Annotated in this window: 19 protein-coding genes; 9 read left to right on the top strand and 10 right to left on the bottom strand. The window is 63.5% G+C overall.

The features are described from left to right. Positions 1-229: 229 nt before the first annotated feature. The 3 genes from hemA to ACGYLY_RS00015 all read right to left on the bottom strand — a co-directional run bounded on the left by hemA (position 230) and on the right by ACGYLY_RS00015 (position 2,355). Entirely contained in the window at positions 230-1,528 is a 1,299-nt protein-coding gene (gene hemA, locus ACGYLY_RS00005) for a glutamyl-tRNA reductase (protein WP_395283504.1), read from the bottom strand. Between the two features lie 114 nt (positions 1,529-1,642). Beyond that, positions 1,643-2,044 (bottom strand): DUF5778 family protein, encoded by a 402-nt coding sequence (locus ACGYLY_RS00010; RefSeq protein WP_395283505.1) that lies wholly within the window; start codon positions 2,042-2,044, stop codon positions 1,643-1,645. Positions 2,045-2,160: 116 nt separating this feature from the next. Then, a complete protein-coding gene (locus ACGYLY_RS00015; protein WP_231185499.1) occupies positions 2,161-2,355 on the bottom strand; it encodes a cold-shock protein in 195 nt (64 codons plus the stop codon). Positions 2,356-2,481: 126 nt separating this feature from the next. Between ACGYLY_RS00015 and uppS the strand changes: the two genes are divergently transcribed. Beyond that, positions 2,482-3,405, top strand: coding sequence for a polyprenyl diphosphate synthase (gene uppS, locus ACGYLY_RS00020; protein ID WP_395283506.1), 924 nt, complete (start codon positions 2,482-2,484; stop codon positions 3,403-3,405). Between the two features lie 6 nt (positions 3,406-3,411). On the opposite strand, the gene ACGYLY_RS00025 is transcribed toward uppS, so the two are convergent. Next, positions 3,412-4,785, bottom strand: coding sequence for a hypothetical protein (locus ACGYLY_RS00025; RefSeq protein WP_395284178.1), 1,374 nt, complete (start codon positions 4,783-4,785; stop codon positions 3,412-3,414). Positions 4,786-4,911: 126 nt separating this feature from the next. Then, complete coding sequence (locus ACGYLY_RS00030) at positions 4,912-5,520, bottom strand: undecaprenyl diphosphate synthase family protein (RefSeq protein WP_395283507.1); 609 nt, start codon at positions 5,518-5,520, stop codon at positions 4,912-4,914. Between the two features lie 87 nt (positions 5,521-5,607). On the opposite strand from ACGYLY_RS00030, the gene ACGYLY_RS00035 reads away from it, so the two are divergent. Both ACGYLY_RS00035 and ACGYLY_RS00040 read left to right on the top strand, forming a co-directional pair. Then, complete coding sequence (locus tag ACGYLY_RS00035; RefSeq protein WP_395283508.1) at positions 5,608-6,924, top strand: DUF92 domain-containing protein; 1,317 nt, start codon at positions 5,608-5,610, stop codon at positions 6,922-6,924. After that, entirely contained in the window at positions 6,921-7,334 is a 414-nt protein-coding gene (locus ACGYLY_RS00040; protein ID WP_395283509.1) for a GNAT family N-acetyltransferase, read from the top strand. Before ACGYLY_RS00035 ends, ACGYLY_RS00040 begins: the two co-directional genes overlap by 4 nt. On the opposite strand, the gene dnaG is transcribed toward ACGYLY_RS00040, so the two are convergent. Together dnaG and ACGYLY_RS00050 are read right to left on the bottom strand one after the other, a co-directional pair. Further along, positions 7,335-8,780, bottom strand: a complete 1,446-nt coding sequence (gene dnaG, locus ACGYLY_RS00045) for a DNA primase DnaG (RefSeq protein WP_395283510.1) — start codon at positions 8,778-8,780, stop codon at positions 7,335-7,337. 181 nt (positions 8,781-8,961) lie between these two features. Further along, positions 8,962-9,687: a sugar phosphate isomerase/epimerase family protein gene (locus ACGYLY_RS00050; RefSeq protein ID WP_395283511.1), complete on the bottom strand. Its 726-nt coding sequence runs from the start codon at positions 9,685-9,687 to the stop codon at positions 8,962-8,964. Between the two features lie 268 nt (positions 9,688-9,955). Here ACGYLY_RS00050 and ACGYLY_RS00055 point away from each other — a divergent pair, with 268 nt between their 5' ends. The 3 genes from ACGYLY_RS00055 (at position 9,956) to ACGYLY_RS00065 (ending at position 13,484) form a co-directional block, all read left to right on the top strand. Beyond that, positions 9,956-10,168, top strand: a complete 213-nt coding sequence (locus ACGYLY_RS00055; protein ID WP_395283512.1) for a DUF3311 domain-containing protein — start codon at positions 9,956-9,958, stop codon at positions 10,166-10,168. Continuing rightward, the gene (locus ACGYLY_RS00060) at positions 10,165-11,634 is read left to right on the top strand and encodes a sodium:solute symporter (RefSeq protein WP_395283513.1); all 1,470 of its coding nucleotides are present in this window, start codon (positions 10,165-10,167) and stop codon (positions 11,632-11,634) included. Before ACGYLY_RS00055 ends, ACGYLY_RS00060 begins: the two co-directional genes overlap by 4 nt. A 956-nt stretch (positions 11,635-12,590) precedes the next feature. Further along, a complete protein-coding gene (locus ACGYLY_RS00065; protein ID WP_395283514.1) occupies positions 12,591-13,484 on the top strand; it encodes a DUF6293 family protein in 894 nt (297 codons plus the stop codon). A gap of 26 nt (positions 13,485-13,510) precedes the next feature. Here the strand turns inward: ACGYLY_RS00065 and ACGYLY_RS00070 are convergent, their stop codons facing one another. After that, entirely contained in the window at positions 13,511-14,224 is a 714-nt protein-coding gene (locus ACGYLY_RS00070; RefSeq protein WP_395283515.1) for a DUF1405 domain-containing protein, read from the bottom strand. A gap of 107 nt (positions 14,225-14,331) precedes the next feature. Here ACGYLY_RS00070 and pdxS point away from each other — a divergent pair, with 107 nt between their 5' ends. Beyond that, positions 14,332-15,240 (top strand): pyridoxal 5'-phosphate synthase lyase subunit PdxS, encoded by a 909-nt coding sequence (gene pdxS / locus ACGYLY_RS00075; RefSeq protein WP_395283516.1) that lies wholly within the window; start codon positions 14,332-14,334, stop codon positions 15,238-15,240. Positions 15,241-15,380: 140 nt separating this feature from the next. On the opposite strand, the gene ACGYLY_RS00080 is transcribed toward pdxS, so the two are convergent. Next, the gene (locus ACGYLY_RS00080) at positions 15,381-15,836 is read right to left on the bottom strand and encodes a GNAT family N-acetyltransferase (RefSeq protein ID WP_395283517.1); all 456 of its coding nucleotides are present in this window, start codon (positions 15,834-15,836) and stop codon (positions 15,381-15,383) included. Between the two features lie 144 nt (positions 15,837-15,980). After that, the gene (locus ACGYLY_RS00085; RefSeq protein ID WP_395283518.1) at positions 15,981-16,580 is read right to left on the bottom strand and encodes an NUDIX domain-containing protein; all 600 of its coding nucleotides are present in this window, start codon (positions 16,578-16,580) and stop codon (positions 15,981-15,983) included. 139 nt (positions 16,581-16,719) lie between these two features. Between ACGYLY_RS00085 and ACGYLY_RS00090 the strand changes: the two genes are divergently transcribed. Together ACGYLY_RS00090 and ACGYLY_RS00095 are read left to right on the top strand one after the other, a co-directional pair. Beyond that, on the top strand, positions 16,720-17,238 hold the full coding sequence (locus ACGYLY_RS00090) for a hypothetical protein (protein WP_395283519.1): 519 nt from the start codon (positions 16,720-16,722) through the stop codon (positions 17,236-17,238). Between the two features lie 46 nt (positions 17,239-17,284). Then, positions 17,285-17,749 (top strand): DUF5812 family protein, encoded by a 465-nt coding sequence (locus ACGYLY_RS00095; protein WP_395283520.1) that lies wholly within the window; start codon positions 17,285-17,287, stop codon positions 17,747-17,749. Positions 17,750-17,783: the final 34 nt, after the last annotated feature.

Here is a 17,783-nt window from a genome sequence, read left to right on the forward strand (position 1 = left end):
CCGAACCGTCTCCCTGTAAAAGCTGGACCAAAAGCACGGCGTCATCCCGCTCTGGCGCGTCTTCGACGCGCCAGAGGGGATTCCTTGGCCCGGAAAATCGAAGATTTTCCGGTAAGATAGCTAGCGACCAGCGGTTGCGTCGGTTGCTGTCCCGGTGGTTGCGTCGTCTGCCGATTGGAGTGAATCCTCTGTTGACTTCCGGTGATCGTGAAAATTCGCGTTCCAATCCTCAGTCGTCCGCCGTCGATTCGAGGTGTTCGGCGACGAACGCGGGCGGTTCGTCGCGGAACTCGGGGTCGAACAGTTGCAGCGCGGTGTTGATGGTCGTCCAGTCGTCGTTCGCGGCGGCGTCGCGGAGGCTCTTGGTCGGCGGAGCCAGCAGTTGGGACACCAGCGCGTCGGCCATCGACTCCACGATGGCGCGCTGTTCCTCGTCGAATTCCTCCGATTCGAGACGCGACAGTGCCGTCTGGAGTTCGCGCTCTTTGACCTGTTCCGCCCCGGCGTACATCCCGGCGATGACCTCGTCGGCCCGCTTTCGCTTGTACTGTTCGAGCAGGTTCTCGAACTCGCGATCCACCATCGCCTCGACCGATTCGGCGGCGGCGCGCCGTCGCGCGCGGGTCTCGTCCGTCACCGATTCCAGCGCGCCCATGTCGTGAACGACGATTTCGTCAAGTGCCGACACGGCGGGAGAGACGTCCCGCGGTTGGGCGATGTCCACGACCAGCGTCTCGCCACAGTCGTCGAGGAGGGTCGCGTCGAGGACGTGCCCGTCGCTTCCGGTCGCGGTGATGACGACGTCCGCGCGCGGCAGACAGGCCGGGAGCGCGTCCAAACCGACCGCGCGACTGTCGAGCAGGCTCACGGCGTCCGCGACGGTCTCCGCGCGTTCGATGGAGCGGTTGGCGACGATGAGCGTCTCGACGCCGGCGTCGGAGAACGCGTGGGCCGCGATGGTCCCCATCTCCCCGGCACCGATGACGAGCGCCGTCGCGCCGTTCAACTCCCAGTGGTCGTCCGCGAGCGTCACGGCGGCGCTACCGACGGAGACGACGCCCTCGTTGATGGCCGTCTCGGTGCGCGCGCGCTCGCCGACGTGAATCGCCTTCGTCAGCGCTTCCTCCAGCATCGGGCCGACCGCACCGACGGTTTGAGCCGACGTGTAGGCGTCGCGTACCTGCCCGATTATCTGGTCTTCGCCGAGGACGAGCGACTCCAACCCCGCGGCGACGCGGAGGAGGTGCCGAAGGCTCTCCTCGTGGCTCATCTCGACGACCGCCGGGTCGTTCGCGTCCGGGACGAAATCGGCGAGTACCGTCCGTCCCGTCGCCGGCGCGTCCGTGACGACGTAGGCCTCGAATCGGTTACACGTCTGTAACACGAACGACTCCGAGACTTCCGGCTCCCCGGCGAGTCGTGCGACCGTCTCTCGTTCGTCGGTGTGGCAGGCGGCCGCCACGTCGTCGAGACTGGCTCGCTCGTGGGAGATTCGAATCCCCGAGATGACACCGGTACTCGGCGTCACAGGTCCTGCCTCCGGTGAATAGAAGATACACAGTTCATACGAAACACTCCGAACGTTCTTATGCCGTGTTTGGGAAGGCGCGTACGTAAAGTCTTCTAACTTCCCTCGTGCGTGTCACCCCTCGACGCCCGTCACGTCGAAGCCGAGGTCGCGGATGTCGTCCAGTATCGCGCCGTGATCGGCGCTGGCTTCGTAGTAGAACACGACGTCGAACGTCCCGTCGCGAAGCAACTGTTGGCATTCCCAGACGAACTCCTCGTCCGCGAGCGTCAGCCCCTGATGTTGGTTCGACGAGAAGTTCGTGTCGTCGCTTCCGGAGTAGACGTAGGTATCGCGCGGGTCGTGGCCCGCGTGTTCCGCGATGATGTCGCCGACGTCCACCGACGCTTGGTGCATCTCGATGTCCTCGTCGCTCCCGAGGTCGGTGTGGACGATGGCTCCGTTGAGTTCGATGTCTCCCGGTTCGAGCAGTCGCTTCGCGCGCTCGTAGAGATCGTCGTCGATGACGCTATCCATACCTATGGATAGGCGTGGCTGCCGTTATACGACCTACGGTTATCGCCGCGGCTCGAAAATTGATAGTTTCGCGCGGCAGCGTGAACTCCCGCGAGAATCAGTTACTACTGATGCGTTTACAGGCGCTGGACGTTCGTCGCGCGCGGTCCTTTGTCAGCCTGTTCGATGTCGAATTCGACTTCCTGCCCTTCCTCGAGGTCCGGGCCACCGACGTCTTCCATGTGGAAGAACACGTCTTCGTCTGCATCGTCAGTCTCTATAAATCCGTAGCCGCCGGTGTCGTTGAAGAAGTCAACCGTACCTTTCGCCATTGCGTTCTACCAAAGTAATCCCATACTTAAAAAGCTATGCAACTGCCAATGTAGGATGTGACCAAATACCACGATACTCGGAGGACAAGGCTGATACCCGTCGGGTGAGTGGAAACGAACAAGACGATGTTGAGGTGGGTTCGGCGGCAACTGGAAACGGCCTACGAACGGCAGTTACGGCGAAGCGTTTCGGGTGCGCCCACCCACGTCGCGGTGATTCAGGACGGGAACCGCCGCTACGCCAGCAAACAGGGCGAAAAGGCCTCCGACGGCCACCGTGAAGGCGCGAAAACGACCGAGCGCGTTCTCGACTGGTGCGACGAAATCGGCGTCGAGGAACTGACGCTGTACACCTTCTCCACGGAGAACTTCGAGCGACCCGAACACGAGAACGAATCCCTGTTCGACCTGCTCGAAGACAAACTGTACGAGTTCGCCGACGCCGAGCGCGTCCACGACAGCGGCGTCTGCATCCGTGCTATCGGCGACGTCCAACGGCTTCCCTCCCGCATCAGGGAGGCCATCGAGTACGCCGAAAACCAGACGAACGACTACGACAACTTCGTCCTCAACATCGCACTCGCCTACGGCGGCCGGAACGAACTCCTCCGCGCGGCCCGCGACGTCGCCCGCGAAGTCGAATCGGACGAGTTGGACCCGAAGGACGTCTCCGTCGAAACCATCGAGTCGCGGTTGTACGCCCGCCCGCTCCGCGACGTGGATCTCATCATCAGGACCGGGGGCGACGAACGAACGAGCAACTTCCTCCCGTGGCACGCGAACGGCAACGAGGCCGCCGTGTTCTTCTGTACGCCGTACTGGCCCGAATTCTCCAAAATCGACTTCCTGCGCGCCGTTCGAACCTACGAATCCCGCGAACAGTCGTTTCGGCAGGCGAAAGTGCAGCGCGCGCTCGCGCTCGTCCGTGCCGTCGGCGGCGTGGAGTTGGACGAAGCGCGCTCCATCCTGAGAAAGTTCGCGGAGTACGTCCCCGACGGCGCACCGGTGGAAGAGGTAGAGGGCGGCGACGAACGACAGACGACGAAGTGACGTTTTCTAAATCGAATCCAACAGCGAGTCGCTCAGTCGTGACAGCGATCCGATCCCGCCGGTCTCGACGTTCCTCGTCACCGGCGTCGGACCGGACGTGACGATCGGGGTTCCGCTCACTCGGAGGGTAGCGTCGTGTATCGTCGTCCGCGGACCGTCCTCGATGGTGATTCCGTCGCGGTTGCCGAAGTACTGTTGGACGCTGATGTTCGAAAATCGGCATCCGTCCCGCCCCGTAAGCAGGACGGCGGTTCCGTCCGGGGCGGTGCCGTAAATCGAGACGTTCTCGCAGGTGACGTCGTGGTTCGACGGGAGGTGGTCCATGCTCGGCATCGTGGACGGGTCGTATTCGGTGGTCGGTACGCGAATGCTGACGGCCGGAACGCTACAGTTGGTCTGGACCGTCGTGTTCGCGATTCGAGCGGTTCCGAACTGCTTTTCGACGACGATACCCCCGGAACTGTACGTCCCGGTCAGATCGGTTATCTCGACGGTACAGTTATCGACCACTGCGTTCGTTCCCTCCTCCAACCAGATTCCCCGCATGTTCGGCTTCGCCGCGGGGTTTCGCGGGTTATCGACCCGTGCGGTCGCGTTTTCCACTCGCGCGCCGCTCGTCCCTCCACCGATTCGTATCTGGTCGATGCCGTTGTTCGCGTACGTGCCGCCGCGGACCAGCAGCGGTCCGGAGTGCGGGGACGCATAGAGGCCCTCGGCCCAGTGTTCGACCCGACAATCGACGAACTGCAGCGAGCCTTCGCCGCTGTGGGTGAAAATTCCGTTCCCCTTTGTCGACCCCCCTCGCATGCGAACGCGCTCGACGAGGAGCGACGCGGACCGCTCGGGAACTTCGAGTTCGAGTCCGCTCCGCGGGGTCGTTCCGTGGTGCCCTTCGAACTCGATGTCCCGGAGGACGTTTTTCTTCCCCGCGACGGAGAAAGCCACGACGGGGGTCGCCGTGGGGTGCGTGTAGTCGAACGTGAACCCGTCAAACAGGAGGTTCCGCACCGGTTCCCCGTAAATCCAGTTCCCCTGTTCTTCCGGTGGAACGAGCAGCGTGGCGTCGTTGCCGACGAACCCGCAGTTCGAACGCCCCGAAAGGTCGAGGTTCGAGAGTCGATACGTCCCCGGCGGGAAGTAGCAAAGCGTCCCGTCGCGTACCGATCGGTTCACCGCCGAATCGACCGTTTCGGCTCCCGTGTCGTCCACGTCCGACTCACCGACGTCGACGACTCTCTCGAACCGGTCGCGATACGGACCGACGACCGATTCCTTACTCGGTGTGGATTTCCCGCCGCATCCGGCAATCGCCGTCGTCAGCGCGACACCGGCCGCTCGGAGATACGCACGTCTCGTGGTCCCGTCGCTCGGCGTCCCCATTCCACTCACAGTGAGCGTCGTCTTCTATTTGAGAATGGGGGATATAACGGATGCAACAGTGAGCGCCGAAAATATAAGCGAGCCCTTCCACGCCGAAACCGGAGGGGTTTGGGCGGATGGTCGACCCTACCGACCGAACCGGCGCTGTCGGTTCTTGTAATCCAGAATCCCGCGGAGGTAGTCTCGCTTGCGGAAATCGCGCCAGTTCACGTCGGTAAAGTATAGTTCTGAGTACACGGACTGCCAGATCATGAAGTCCGAGAGGCGTTCCGCGCCGGTCTTGATGACGAGGTCCGGATCCGTCGGGAAGACGAGTCGGGATTCTATTTCCGCCTCGTCGATGTCGTCCGCGGCGACGGACCCCGCCTCGACGTCCTCCGCGACCGCGCGCACCGCCTCGGCGAACTCGTGTTTGCCGCCGAGACCGATGCTCACCTGAATCGGTGCGTCGGCGGGAGTGAGGTCGTCGGGGCCGCGAACGGCGATGGCTCGGGGTGCGCGGACGTTCTCCAGTTCGCGCTGAAGTGTCGGAACCGCGCCGGAATCCAGTACGCTCACGTAGACGGTGATGCGCTCGGCACCGTAGTCGAACGCCCACTGGAAGAACGATTCGAGCGTTTCGTACGCTCCCTGTTCCAACAGATCGCGTTCCGTGATGACGACCGCGATGTAACTCGGCGGGTCGGCGTCGTGTCGTCGGACGCGGGCCGTGAGGTACTGGTCGTAGAGTCCCACTGCGATGGGGTTGCCGCTATCGACGCTTAAACGTCACGCCCCGCGACGTTCGGGAAGATTAAGTGCCCGTCCGCGAAAACGAAACTCGTGACTACGAGCATTCGGCGGGCGGCGGCGTTCGCGGCGGTCGCGACGCTGTCCCTCGCCGCCTCGGTGCTGGTGGCGGGTGTGGCGGCGCTGTTCGCCGCGGTGGGTGCGGTCGCGCTCGTCATCGACGACGGCCCGCTGTTCGACCTCTTCGCGCGACCGAGCGACCGGAGTGAAGGACGACTCCGCGGCCTCGCCGCCTTCTCCTTCGGGACTGCCGGCCTCGCCATGCTCGTCATGCTCGTCGATTTACCGACGAGCGTCTTCGCCGCCGCCGTCTGCCTCCTCGCCTACGGAAACCTGATAGAACAGGTCGTCCGAACCCGAAGCGACGCGACCATCACCGCGACGGCCGGGTTCGCGGTCGGCGGGTTCTTCGCCGCCGTCCTCGCCCAAATCATCGTTCGAAGCGTCCAAGGGAGTCCCGTCGAACCTGTGATTCCCGAAATCGTCTTCCTCGCCGCGAGCGGCGCGCTGTTGGCGGGACTCCTCCGTTCCGTCCTCTTCGAGCGCGACGACCCGCTCGTCATGTTTTCGGTCGCCCTCCTGTTGTGGCTCTTCACCGACCTCACGATGACCGTGACGGAACTCGACATCGTCCTCGCCATCGCCATCACCGTCGGGTTCGGTTACGTCTCGTGGGCGCTCGACACGGCGTCCGTGACCGGGATGCTCACCGGCATCCTTCTCGCGCTCCTCACCATCGTTCTCGGCGGCTATCCCTGGTTCGCCGTCCTCATCTCCTTTTTCGCGCTGGGCGGACTTTCCACGAAGTTCAGATACGAACAGAAACGCAAGAACGGCGTCGCGGAAGCGAACGAAGGTGCACGCGGCGGCGGGAACGTCCTCGGAAACGCCGCGGTGGCGCTGGTCGCGGTCCTCGCGTTCGCCGCCAGCGACCGACTCCCCGTCGCCGAGAGCGTCTTCCTCTTCGCCTTCGCGGGGAGCATCGCCGCCGCCATGAGCGATACATTATCGAGCGAAATCGGCGGCGTCTTCGACAATCCGCGACTCATCACGACGTGGCAACCGGTCGCCCCCGGAACCGACGGCGGCGTGACGTGGCAGGGCGAGGTGGCCGGTGCGCTCGGGTCGACCATCGTCGCGCTCATCGCCGTCACGCTGTTCGGTTCCATCGGGGCGCTCGGCGGTGCCGTCATCGCACTGGCGGGCATCGGCGGCATGACGGTCGATAGCCTCCTCGGCGCGACGGTTGAGGGCGAGGGACTCGGCAACCAGAGCGTCAACTTCCTCGCCACCCTCTCGGGGGCGCTCCTCGGTGCCGGACTCGCGTTGCTGGTGGGTCTGGCGTCGTGATTCGACCCGCGACGGCGGACGACCTCGGCCGCCTACAACGGATTCGAACGTGGCTCCCCGAACCCACGCCGGGACTTCTCGAAACGACGATTTCGGAGGGATCGGTCCTCGTTTCGACGGCGGACGGCGTTCCCGTCGGCTACGTTCTCACGATGGTCGCGAACGACGTCTACATCGCCGAACTCGTCGTGGAACCGACCCACCGGGAGGAGGGCCGGGCGACACGGCTCATCGGCGAGGCGCTCGATACGGCCCGTGACGAGGGGTGTTCCAACGCGTCGTTGACGGTTCACGAGGAAAACGAGGCCGCACGGTCGCTGTACGAGTCGATGGGGTTCGAACGTCGCGGTCGAGAACCGGAGTACTACGCGGACGGCGGGGACGGACTGCTGTTCGAAAAACGGCTGTGACTATCGGCGCAGGAGTTGGTCCGCGGTGATGATGCGAACCGTCGTCGGCTTTTTGACGAACTCGCCCTCCTCGCGGGCGATGATTTGCTCGACGCCGCGCTGGGCGGACACGTCGAGGATTCGCTGATTCAGGACGCCGTCGATGACGACGGCGTGCGGCACGGGTTCCGCTTCCGCGATGGTCGCGAACGTCTCGGCGGCCGGTGCGTCGGCGAGTATTCCGAAGTCGTCGTCCAGCAGTCGCACGATGTCCGATTCGTCATCGATGACCGCCTTCGTGTGGCCGCGGAGCGTCATCGGTTCGTGGTTCGTCTCGGATTTCACTTCGGCTTCCGAGGCCGATTTCGGGTCGGCGTCGATGTCGCCGTTTTTGTCGCCCGACGCGTCAGGTTCGTCGCCGTCTGCCTCGCTATCGGTTTCGGTCTCGCTGGCGGTTTCGGTTTCGCTGGCGGTTTCGGTCTCGCCGATTGTTCCGGCCTCGTGTCCGTCTTCGGTTTCGTTTTCCCGTTCGACTGCGGCTTCGCTTCCGCCGTCCTCGTCGCTCTCCGTCTCGACGGAGGGTTCCATCGGTCGTACCGCGGCCTCGTCGGTTTCGGGTGCGGGGAACGTGCTGCCGTCGGTCGCGGCCATGACCGTCTCGTCCGCTTCGAATCGGTCGAACCGCCGTTTCCCCCGCAGCGAGGCCATCACTTCGTCCCGGGAGAGGTCCTCGACGGATTTCCCGTGCGGGGCGACGGCGACGTAGTCGATGTCGCCCACCTGGTCGAGTTCCTTCAGAATCAGGTCGCCGCCTCGGTCGGCGTCGAGAAACGCGGTTGTGGTTCGTGCCTGCGTGAGGTCCGCGACGGTGTCGGGGACGTTCGTCCCTTCCACCGCGATGGCGTTTTTGACGCCGTATCGGAGCAGTGTTAGCACGTCGGCGCGGCCCTCCACGACGATGATGGCGTCGCTGTCGGTGACGTTCGGCCCGGCCGGGAAGCCTTCGTATTCGGTGATGTCCTCGACGCGGATGCTCTGGCGAACTTCGTCCAGAATCTCCTGGCTGGTCATCACGCTGTCGTCGAACGAGGATGCGAGCAGGTCCTTTGCTCGGTCCACGACTTCGCGGCGTTTCGCGGCGCGAACGTCTTCGATGCTGGCGATGCTGACGCTGGCGCGACAAGGACCGACGCGCTCGATGGTTTCGAGCGAGGCCGCCAGAATCGCCGTCTCAACCTTGTCGAGACTGCTGGCGATGGTGATGGTGCCGAACGACTGGCCGTGTTGGCTTTCGATGTGAACGTCGATACGGCCGACTTTGGATGACTGTTGAAGGTCGCGTAAATCGAGGTCGTCGCCCAGGAGACCTTCGGTTTGGCCGAAGATCGCCCCGACGACGTCACTGCGTTCTACCACCCCGTCGGCGGTAATGTCTGCGTGAATGAGGTATTTCGCTGTATCGTCCATGAGTGATGAACTGCCCTCGTGGAGGGCGTGATTGTGATGCGTCCATGAACGTCGCCATGGATACGTCTCAATTTGGCGCTCCAACGCCCAAATACCTGTCGTCACGGCGGTTCAGTCCGGCGATTTTACGACAATTTTTGCGATAAATCTATCCCCGCCGATACGCGGTGAATTGTCCGTCCTACCGATTCAATTCTCGGAGATGTTCGCCACCGTGTGCGAGCGACGCCAACGGATCCTCGGGGTCGTCGTGTTCGTAAATCAACCAATCCGCCCCGACTTCCTTCGCCGTGTTCGCACACGCCGTCAGGTCGACGTCTCCGTCGCCGAGTTCGACCGGTTTCCCGTGGCGCGTGTCCTTCATGTGGACGAGCGGAACGCGGGACCCGAGCGACCGCAGGAGAGCGGTCGGGTCCTGCCCCGCGGCGACGGCCCACCCGACGTCGAGTTCGATTTCGACCTCGGACTCCGAGCAGAAGACGTCGAAGCCGGTTTCTCCGTTTACGGACGCGAACTCGTGGTCGTGGTTGTGATAGCCGAGCGAGGTGCTGTGGCCCTCCACTCGTGCCGCGAGTTCGTCCAATCGATGGGCCGTCCGGGTCGCCGCTTCCGTGCTCTCGAAGTGGGAGGCATCGAGGTAGGGGACGACGACCCAGTCGCATCCGAGTCGGTGGTACTCGCGTGCGACCAGTCCGGGTTCGTCCTCCAATTCACCGATGGGGACGTGGGCGGCGGCGACCTCCAATCCCGCATCGTCGAGCGCGTCGCTGACGTCCGCGGGGTCGGCATCGCCCAGTCCCGCGAACTCCACGCCGTCGAATCCCGCCTCGCCGACCCGTGCGAGCAGGTCGGGGAGCGGTTCGTTCAGTTCGCGGAGCGTGTACAGTTGAATCGCGGTTCGCGTCATGGTTCCTACGTGGAACGGCAACTGATTTAGTGATTGTTCTCCCGTATCTCCGCGCCGCGTTCGCCATCCCGTTTCGACCCTTTCCCCTTTCCGACCCGACCTCGACCGTCAGTTCACCCATCTCACTCGTCACTCATCCATCGTTCACTCGTCGTTCTCCCATCGACGGGAACGGTGCGATAGTCCCTTTCGAAGAGTATTTCTCTTCGAAATGGTGGTACGAAAAACTTTGGTAACTCTTATCACCGTTCGTTCATACGTTCGGATAATGATTCCCGATATCGGACGAATCGGCTGGACCGTCGTTTTCGCGGTACTCATCGCGTTCACCATCCCGTGGTTCCTCTGGGGCGACGGGCGGGTCGTCTACGGCCTGCCGGTCTGGCTCTGGTGGCACATCGGTTGGATGGTCGTCGTGTCGCTCGTGTTCAGGGCGTTCGCGAACCGCGCGTGGGGCATCGGCATCGAGGAGGGCGTATGAGCGATACGGCGCTCCAGTTGGGCGTCATCGGCGGCTATCTCGTCCTCTCGCTGCTCGTCGGCCTTCTCGCGTATCGGCTGACCGACCGGAGCGCGGAGGACTACTACCTCGCCAGCCGAACCTTCGGAACCGTCGTCCTGCTGTTCACGACGTTTGCGACCCTGCTCTCGGCGTTCACGTTCTTCGGCGGGCCGAACGTCGCCTACGGGTCCGGTCCGGAGTGGATTCTCGTCATGGGGCTGATGGACGGCGTGCTGTTCGCCGTCCTCTGGTACGTCGTCGGCTACAAGCAGTGGCTCCTCGGGCGCGAACACGGCTACGTCACGCTCGGCGAGATGCTGGGCGACCGGTTCGGGTCGCCCGTCCTCCGCGGCCTCGTCGCCGGAATCAGCCTCTTCTGGTTGTTCCCCTACGTGATGCTCCAACAGGTCGGGGCCGGAACCGCGCTGGAAGCGCTGACCGGCGGCGACGTCTCCTACGCCGTGGGCGCGGGCCTCGTCACCGTGTTCATCATCGCCTACGTCGTCCTCTCGGGGATGCGCGGCATCGCGTGGACCGACACGCTACAGGGCGCGTTCATGCTCGTCATGGTCTGGGCCGCCACGTTCTGGGCACTCACCGAGTTCGGCGGCATGAGCGCCGCAACCGCGGGGATGGCCGAGTCGAACTCCGGATTCCTCTCGCTCGGCGGCGTCCCGTACTCGCCCCAATGGATGCTCTCGCAGGCCATCGGCATCGCCTTCGGCGTGGCGATGTTCCCGCAGGTCAACCAGCGATTCTTCGTCGCGCGGTCGAAGACGGTCCTGAAGCGCACGTTCTCGCTGTGGCCCCTGCTCGTCGTCCTGCTGTTCGTCCCCGCGTTCATGCTCGGCGCGTGGGCGCGCGGCCTCCCCATCGACGTGCCGGAGAACGGCAACGTCCTTCCCATCGTCCTCTCCGAGTACGCCCCTGCGTGGTTCGCCGCGCTGGTCATCGCCGGTGCCATGGCCGCCATGATGTCCTCGTCCGATTCGATGCTCCTCTCGGGGTCGTCGTACTTCACCCGCGACCTCTACCGCCCGTTCGTCGATCCGGACGCGAGCGACGGTTGGGAGGACACCCTCGGACGCGTCGGCGTCGCCGTCTTCGCAATCGCCGCGTTCGTCGCAAGCCTGTACACCCCCGGCACCATCACGACAATCGGTTCGACGGCCTTCGGTGGGTTCGCCCAACTCGCGCTCCCCGTCATCGTCGCGCTCTACTGGAAGCGCGTGACGCGAACGGGCATGTTCGTCGGCATCATCGGGAGTCAGGCGTTCTACCTCGCCAGCGTGTTCCTGCCGTTCGTGCCGGACTCCTACGGCGGGTGGTTGGCCTCCGTCGTCGGGATGGCTCTCGGGCTGGTACTGACGGTTTCGGGTTCCGTCGTGACCTCGCCCGCACCGACCGAAGAGCGGGACCTATACTTCGACCTCCACGCCGACTAGGGAGAGATTGGTTTTTCGGTGTGATTTGTCGAATTCAGTCTCACTGGTTTTTGCACGTCGCTCTCGTTTTGATTCTAGTTCAAACACCAGTTGTGAGGTGATCACGTCCTCGAAAGCCCCCGCCCGCTCGCGGTTGCTGTGTGGGATATTCTGGCCTCTCCGCAACGCACGGCCAGAATAGTTGCCCGCACACCAACCACGCAAGCGCGAGCAGGCGGCCCCTTTCAGTCCCACCTCGCACCGCGACAGCTACCCAAACCACGTCCTCCCCAGCCGATTGCGCGCTTCGCTCCGCTCAGTGCTCATCCCTCGCACGCTTCAGCAAAGAGACACGGCCGACAGCTGGCCGCGCCTCTCCGTCAGCACGCGCCACGGCAGATAAATCTGGTGTGCGCAAACCCGAACAAACCACGTTGGCGCGTGCGTCAGCAAACCTTCGGCCACTGTGGTCGAAGGTTTGCTGATTATCATGCGAGGGATGACTGAGCGAATGCGAAGGAATCGGTTGGGGAGGGTGTGGCTGATGCGGTTGCGGTTGGAAGGGACTGAAAGGGGCCGACCGGTCGCGTTTACGTGGTTGTCTCAGTGACCCCTCTCGATGAGGAGCATAGCGACGAATCGAGATGTCACTGAGCAACCGCGACCGGACGGGGGCTTTCTGGGTCTTCTTCTCGGTAGTTGCTTCGGCGGTAAAAAATAAGACGTCCGATCGTAGCGAGCGGGCGGGGGCTTTCGAAGTCCACTTCTCGGTAAGTACAATCACAAGAATACCAAACCTACTTCGCAGCGAGTGGACGGGGCTTTCCGAGACTTCTCATCTATGTTGTGGAAGTAGACCACGAATCTCCCTCGTAGCGACTGATCGACGGTTTGTGAAGCAATCGCGTCGTCGTTCCCTCGCACCCTCCAAATCCGTTGACGACGGCTTTAAACCCGTTTCGTGAGAATCTCCGCCCATGCAAACGCACATCGTCCCGGTCGGCTTCGACTACGACCGGCTCATCGCGCCCCTCGTGCGCGACCAACTCGACGTGGACCGCGTCATCCTGTTGGAGGGTGCGGTCGGCAGCGAGGCCAACGTCGAGTACTCCCGCAACCTCTCACGAAAGCTGGGCAAGGACTTCGAGAACCTCCTCGGCGCGGAAACCGAGCGCGTCGTCATCGAGGACGTGTACGACTATGACACCGCGTTCGAGCAGGCCTACGACCGCATCAACGCCGAACTCGACGCCGGGGGAGAGGTGTGGGTCAACGTCAGCGCCATGCCCCGAACGGTCAGTTTCGCCTTCGCCACCGCCGCCCACTCCATCATGGTTGAACGGCAGGAGGACCGCGAGAAGATTCACACCTACTACACCGCCCCCGAGAAGTATCTGGAGACGGAACTCGCCGAGGAACTGCGCGAGGAGACGGACCTCCTCGAATCCGTGCTGAACGGCGAGGTGGACGAGGGGAGAATCGAGACGCACCTCGAACGCGCCCGGGACCTGCTCTCGGAGTTCGACGAGCGCGGGACGACCATCGGCGCGAAGCGCGTCGGGACGGGGCACATCGTGGAACTCCCCGTCGCCTCGTTCTCGAACGTCAAGCCGTTCGAGGAACTCATCCTGTTCACGCTCGGCGAACACGGCCAGTTCGAGAGCGTGAGCGAACTCGCCCAGACGCTGGCCCGCGACCTGAACGAGGAGTACACCGACAGCTTTCGGTCGAAAGTCATCTACAACGTGGACCGACTCGGACCGGGCGGAAAGGGCTACATCGAACAGGAAGAGGAGGGCAAATCCTACCGTACCCGACTCTCACGAATCGGGGAACTGTGGGTGCGGTCGCACACGAACGGGAACGCGTAGGCACTCTTCCAGCGCTTCGCGTTCGCCTACCGATCTGTTTCCAGCTTCTCTATTCGCGTCGTGAGCGCTAGGAACGTCGCCAGCAGGGTGATCGTCACCGCACCGGCGGCCGCGATTTCGTGGGCGGGCGAGGGATGGGTGAAACCGTTCACCAACTCCTGCTGTGCCGGAAGCGTCGTGTGGTGTGGCGTGCCGACGATGGGAACGAAGTAGTCCACGAGGTCGTTGAAGCCGTACCAGACGACGGCGACGAAGACGGCACCCACGGGAAAGTCGCTGTAGCGGTGAATGAGGAACGCCTCCACGACCATGGCGAGGTGGCTACAGAACAGGAAGGCGTACATCGGCCAGCCGACGCCGATGAAGCCCGAGAAGAACGTCGCCAGCACGAACGGCGTCCACAGGCCGAGTTGGATACAGCCGAAGAAGGCGAGCATGTTCACCCACTCGTTGTTCCGCCCGAGTTTCCACAGGGCGAGCGAGAGCGCGATGAACAGCGTCGCCATCGGACTGTCGGGAACGAAGAGCCACATCGAGGCCGGTTCGGCGGCGAACTGCCACGTAATCAGGGGGTCCGAGAACGGGTACGGATGGAAGCCGTAGTACCAGAACCCGAACGCGGTGCCGACGAGGTTGATTATCACGATGGGCCACGCCATCCGCAACCCGAAATCCTCCAGCCATTGCGGGAGTGGTGCGACGTACCACGGAAGGCGTTCTCGCGGCGGGAGGGTCGTCATATCCACGGCGAGGAATTGTCGAGGCAAAGAGGCTTCGGTTGGTGTTTCACCGGATTTGCCGTTCCGCAATCGATACGTCTTAACCCTCCCCTTCGCTACGGCCATGCATGGCAGAGCCAACCGACATCGAGGAACTGAAGCGCGGCACGGAACTGGTCAAGCGCGGCTTCGCCCGCATGCAGAAGGGCGGCGTTATCATGGACGTCGTCAACCCCGAACAGGCCCGCATCGCGGAGGATGCGGGCGCGGTCGCCGTCATGGCGCTCGAAGCCGTCCCGGCGGACATCCGAAAACGCGGCGGCGTGGCGCGAATGGCCGACCCCGCCGACGTCGAGGAGATCATCGACGAAGTGTCGATTCCGGTGATGGGCAAGGCGCGAATCGGTCACACGACGGAGGCCCAAATCCTCGAATCCATCGGCGTGGACATGATCGACGAATCCGAGGTGCTCACCCCGGCGGACGAGACGTACCACATCGACAAGCGCGAGTTCACCTCGCCGTTCGTCTGCGGCGCGCGCAACCTCGGCGAGGCGCTCCGCCGCATCAACGAGGGCGCGGCGATGATTCGAACGAAAGGCGAGGCCGGGACGGGCGACGTGAACCAGGCCGTCCACCACCAGCGAACCATCAAGGGCGCGATTCGTGAGCTTCAGGGAAAGACCCACGAGGAGCGCGAGATGCTCGCCCGCGAACTCGAAGCGCCCGCGGAACTCGTCCACGAAACCGCGGAAGCGGGCCGACTGCCCGTCGTCAACTTCGCGGCGGGCGGCATCGCGACGCCCGCCGACGCGGCGCTGATGATGCACCACGGCTGTGACGGCATCTTCGTCGGGTCGGGCATCTTCGGCGCGGAAAGCCCGCCCGTCATGGCGAACGCCATCGTCGAGGCGACGAACAACTGGGACGACCCCGAGCGTCTCGCCGACATCAGCAAGGACATCGGCGCGGGCATGAAGGGCGAGGCGAACGTGGACCTGCCCGAAGAGGAGAAGATGCAGGGCCGCGGAAACTGAGCGACGCACTGACACGTTCTCGCCGCGTTTTTCCTGTGTTCTCCTCGCTTTCTCGCGTTTTCCCTGCATTCTCCCCCGCGTTTTCACCCGTTTTCGATCGGAGACGGAGTGATGACCGCGTCACTCGATTCGTCCGAGTATCAGTCGGTTTGCGCGTACGTCATTCGAACCAGCGTTTCGACGCCGCCCTCCGGAATCTCCATCTCGGGGTCGAAGAGGTCGAAGCCGACCGACTCGTAGTAGGGCACCAGTCCACGGCGACAGAGCAGTGAGAGACCGACGACGCTCTGGAGGTCGGGATGGTCGATGACCGCTTCCATTAGCTCATTGCCGAATCCCTCGCCGCGGCGGTCGGCGGCGACGATGACGTCGAACACGTTCGCGTAGTACGTGTAGTCGGTCAACACCCGCGCGGCGGCCACGAGGTCGCCGTCACGGGACTCGGGGGTCTCGCACTCGACGCCGACGGCGACTTCGGTTTCGGTGAGGGCAGTTCGAACTCCCTCCACGCTCCGGTCATTCCACCACTCGTACTCCTCGTACAGTTCGGTCAGTTCGCGGGCGTCGTCGGGCGTGAGATTTCGGACGCGACTCATTCGTCACACCGGTTTTTCGACCCGAAATAATGCTCTTTTGATACGTTGGGATCCGTTAACACGGCGGCCCGACGGCCTCCTCGTCGGCACCGCTGACGGCGAGAAGAGGCACGGAAAAATCGATAGCCGGAACGAATCGGATGCTTACTCGAAGTCGCGGCGCATGGCGATTTCGAACCACGGGCAGAGACGCAATTGGCGGTACCAGCGCGGGTTCTCGTGCAGGCGCTCGTAGGGAACCCACATCAGGCCGCCGACTTCCTCCTCGACGGGGTCGAGCGATTTGTCCGTCAGGGTGAGTTTGAGGACGGAGCAGACCTCGTGTTCGACGCCCTCCTGCGGATAGTAGCGCTTGTACTCGAACTTGTCCGTCACGCGCAGGTCGTCGTACTGGTCGGGCGAGACGCCGAGTTCCTCTTCGAGACGCTGCCGCGTGGCCGCCTCCTGTGACTGGCCGGGTTCGGGGTGGGACGCGACGGTGCCGTCCCAGTAGGTGTCCCAGAGACGCTTCGTCGGCGAGCGCTGTGCGAGGAGGATATTCCCGTCCTCGTCGAAGATGAGCGCGGTGAACGCTCGGTGGCGAACGCCGTCGCCCATGTGGGCGTCGAGTCGGTTCACGATGTCCACTTCGTTGTCGTCGCCGTCCACGGCCACGACGTTCTGGCGGGCGTTCTTGTGGCGCTCTTCCGTCTCGGCGCTCTCCGCGGTTCCACCCGTCGAGTTGGCGGCGTTGTCAGTGCTCATACCGCTATAGAGAACCATCCGTTTCAAACGTTCTTCGGAAATCGTTCGGGACGAACTCGTGTTACGACTGAAGTCGTGACGTTCCCCCGTCGACCCGAAGTCGCGCCATTTACCTTCGCGCGAGTTCGAGTATCGCCCAATGACCGACGCCGCTACCGCCGGAGAGGAGGACTACTCCGGGTTGTTTGGCGCGTTCCGTTACAGCTTTCGCGTCTCGGACTCACTCGTCTTCCGGCTGTACGTCCTCCTGAGCTTCGTTCTCGGGGTAATTCTCGCGTTCACGTTCGTCCTCGCGCTGGTGCGCTGGTTCTATCTCACGCTCGGCCACTCCGCGCTGGAGACGACGTCGAACGCCTTTCTCGGCGTCATCGCGCTCTTCGTCCTCGGCCCGCTCTTCGCGCCCGTCCTGTTCGTGGCTCGCCGGCACCGACGCGACGAAGGGGACGATGCGAAGTACGATTCCATCCTCGCGCTTTCGGGCGTCCTCTTTCTGATTTCGCTGTACGTCGGCGTCGTCATCTCCGTTCCAGCACAGTACCAGTCGGCGAACGCCGGTGCGCTCGGACGTTTCCTCTACTCGCTCCCGCAGTTGTCGGGTCTCCTTCCACCCCTCGCCGCGGCGTTGCTCATCTTCGCCCTCCATCGGTTTTTGCGGTAGCGGACGGAGCGCAACCCGGAAAAGGCACCGCGACATACTCCCGGCCATGACCGAAAAGACGAGCACGTTCCTCGTCACCCACGCCGAAGACGACTCGGCGGTGTTGAAGGACGTTCACGACGGACAGGTACACACCCTGTCGAGCAACCCCGACGTCGAAGCGGACGACGCCGTCGAGGCGACGGTCGAACCCGAACCCCCGATGGAGGTGACGTGGTCCGTCGTCGAAATCGACGAACGGCGACCCCTCACGGTTCACGAGAGCGACGAACCGCCGACGAGCCACGAGCGGGACATCGCCGCCGAACAGGAGATCGGCGACTTGGAGCGCACCGAACGCGCCGGAATCGGCGAGATTCACGTCCTGTCGGTTCCGGCGGAGGAAACCGGAGACGCCGTGGCCGACGTTCTCGAAGACGAGGGGACCCTTTCGCGGGCGGCCCGACTCGGCGTGAACCGCGTCGAAGTCAGGTCCGAGGACGGAACGGTGAGCGTTCGGTATTTGCCCTGACAATCAGTTGATCTATCGTAGTCGAATGTGACTA

Source organism: Haladaptatus sp. CMAA 1909 (assembly GCF_043952005.1).
Lineage (GTDB): Archaea > Halobacteriota > Halobacteria > Halobacteriales > Haladaptataceae > Haladaptatus.

Excerpts from the sequence above, each read along its gene's own strand:
- ACGYLY_RS00010 (WP_395283505.1), bottom strand. The coding sequence starts at position 2,044 with ATGGATAGCGTCATCGACGACGATCTCTACGAGCGCGCGAAGCGACTG.
- ACGYLY_RS00015 (WP_231185499.1), bottom strand. The coding sequence starts at position 2,355 with ATGGCGAAAGGTACGGTTGACTTCTTCAACGACACCGGCGGCTACGGA.
- uppS (WP_395283506.1), top strand. The coding sequence starts at position 2,482 with ATGTTGAGGTGGGTTCGGCGGCAACTGGAAACGGCCTACGAACGGCAG.
- ACGYLY_RS00025 (WP_395284178.1), bottom strand. The coding sequence starts at position 4,785 with ATGGGGACGCCGAGCGACGGGACCACGAGACGTGCGTATCTCCGAGCG.
- dnaG (WP_395283510.1), bottom strand. The coding sequence starts at position 8,780 with ATGGACGATACAGCGAAATACCTCATTCACGCAGACATTACCGCCGAC.
- ACGYLY_RS00050 (WP_395283511.1), bottom strand. The coding sequence starts at position 9,687 with ATGACGCGAACCGCGATTCAACTGTACACGCTCCGCGAACTGAACGAA.
- ACGYLY_RS00055 (WP_395283512.1), top strand. The coding sequence starts at position 9,956 with ATGATTCCCGATATCGGACGAATCGGCTGGACCGTCGTTTTCGCGGTA.
- ACGYLY_RS00060 (WP_395283513.1), top strand. The coding sequence starts at position 10,165 with ATGAGCGATACGGCGCTCCAGTTGGGCGTCATCGGCGGCTATCTCGTC.
- ACGYLY_RS00065 (WP_395283514.1), top strand. The coding sequence starts at position 12,591 with ATGCAAACGCACATCGTCCCGGTCGGCTTCGACTACGACCGGCTCATC.
- ACGYLY_RS00070 (WP_395283515.1), bottom strand. The coding sequence starts at position 14,224 with ATGACGACCCTCCCGCCGCGAGAACGCCTTCCGTGGTACGTCGCACCA.
- pdxS (WP_395283516.1), top strand. The coding sequence starts at position 14,332 with ATGGCAGAGCCAACCGACATCGAGGAACTGAAGCGCGGCACGGAACTG.
- ACGYLY_RS00080 (WP_395283517.1), bottom strand. The coding sequence starts at position 15,836 with ATGAGTCGCGTCCGAAATCTCACGCCCGACGACGCCCGCGAACTGACC.
- ACGYLY_RS00085 (WP_395283518.1), bottom strand. The coding sequence starts at position 16,580 with ATGAGCACTGACAACGCCGCCAACTCGACGGGTGGAACCGCGGAGAGC.
- ACGYLY_RS00090 (WP_395283519.1), top strand. The coding sequence starts at position 16,720 with ATGACCGACGCCGCTACCGCCGGAGAGGAGGACTACTCCGGGTTGTTT.
- ACGYLY_RS00095 (WP_395283520.1), top strand. The coding sequence starts at position 17,285 with ATGACCGAAAAGACGAGCACGTTCCTCGTCACCCACGCCGAAGACGAC.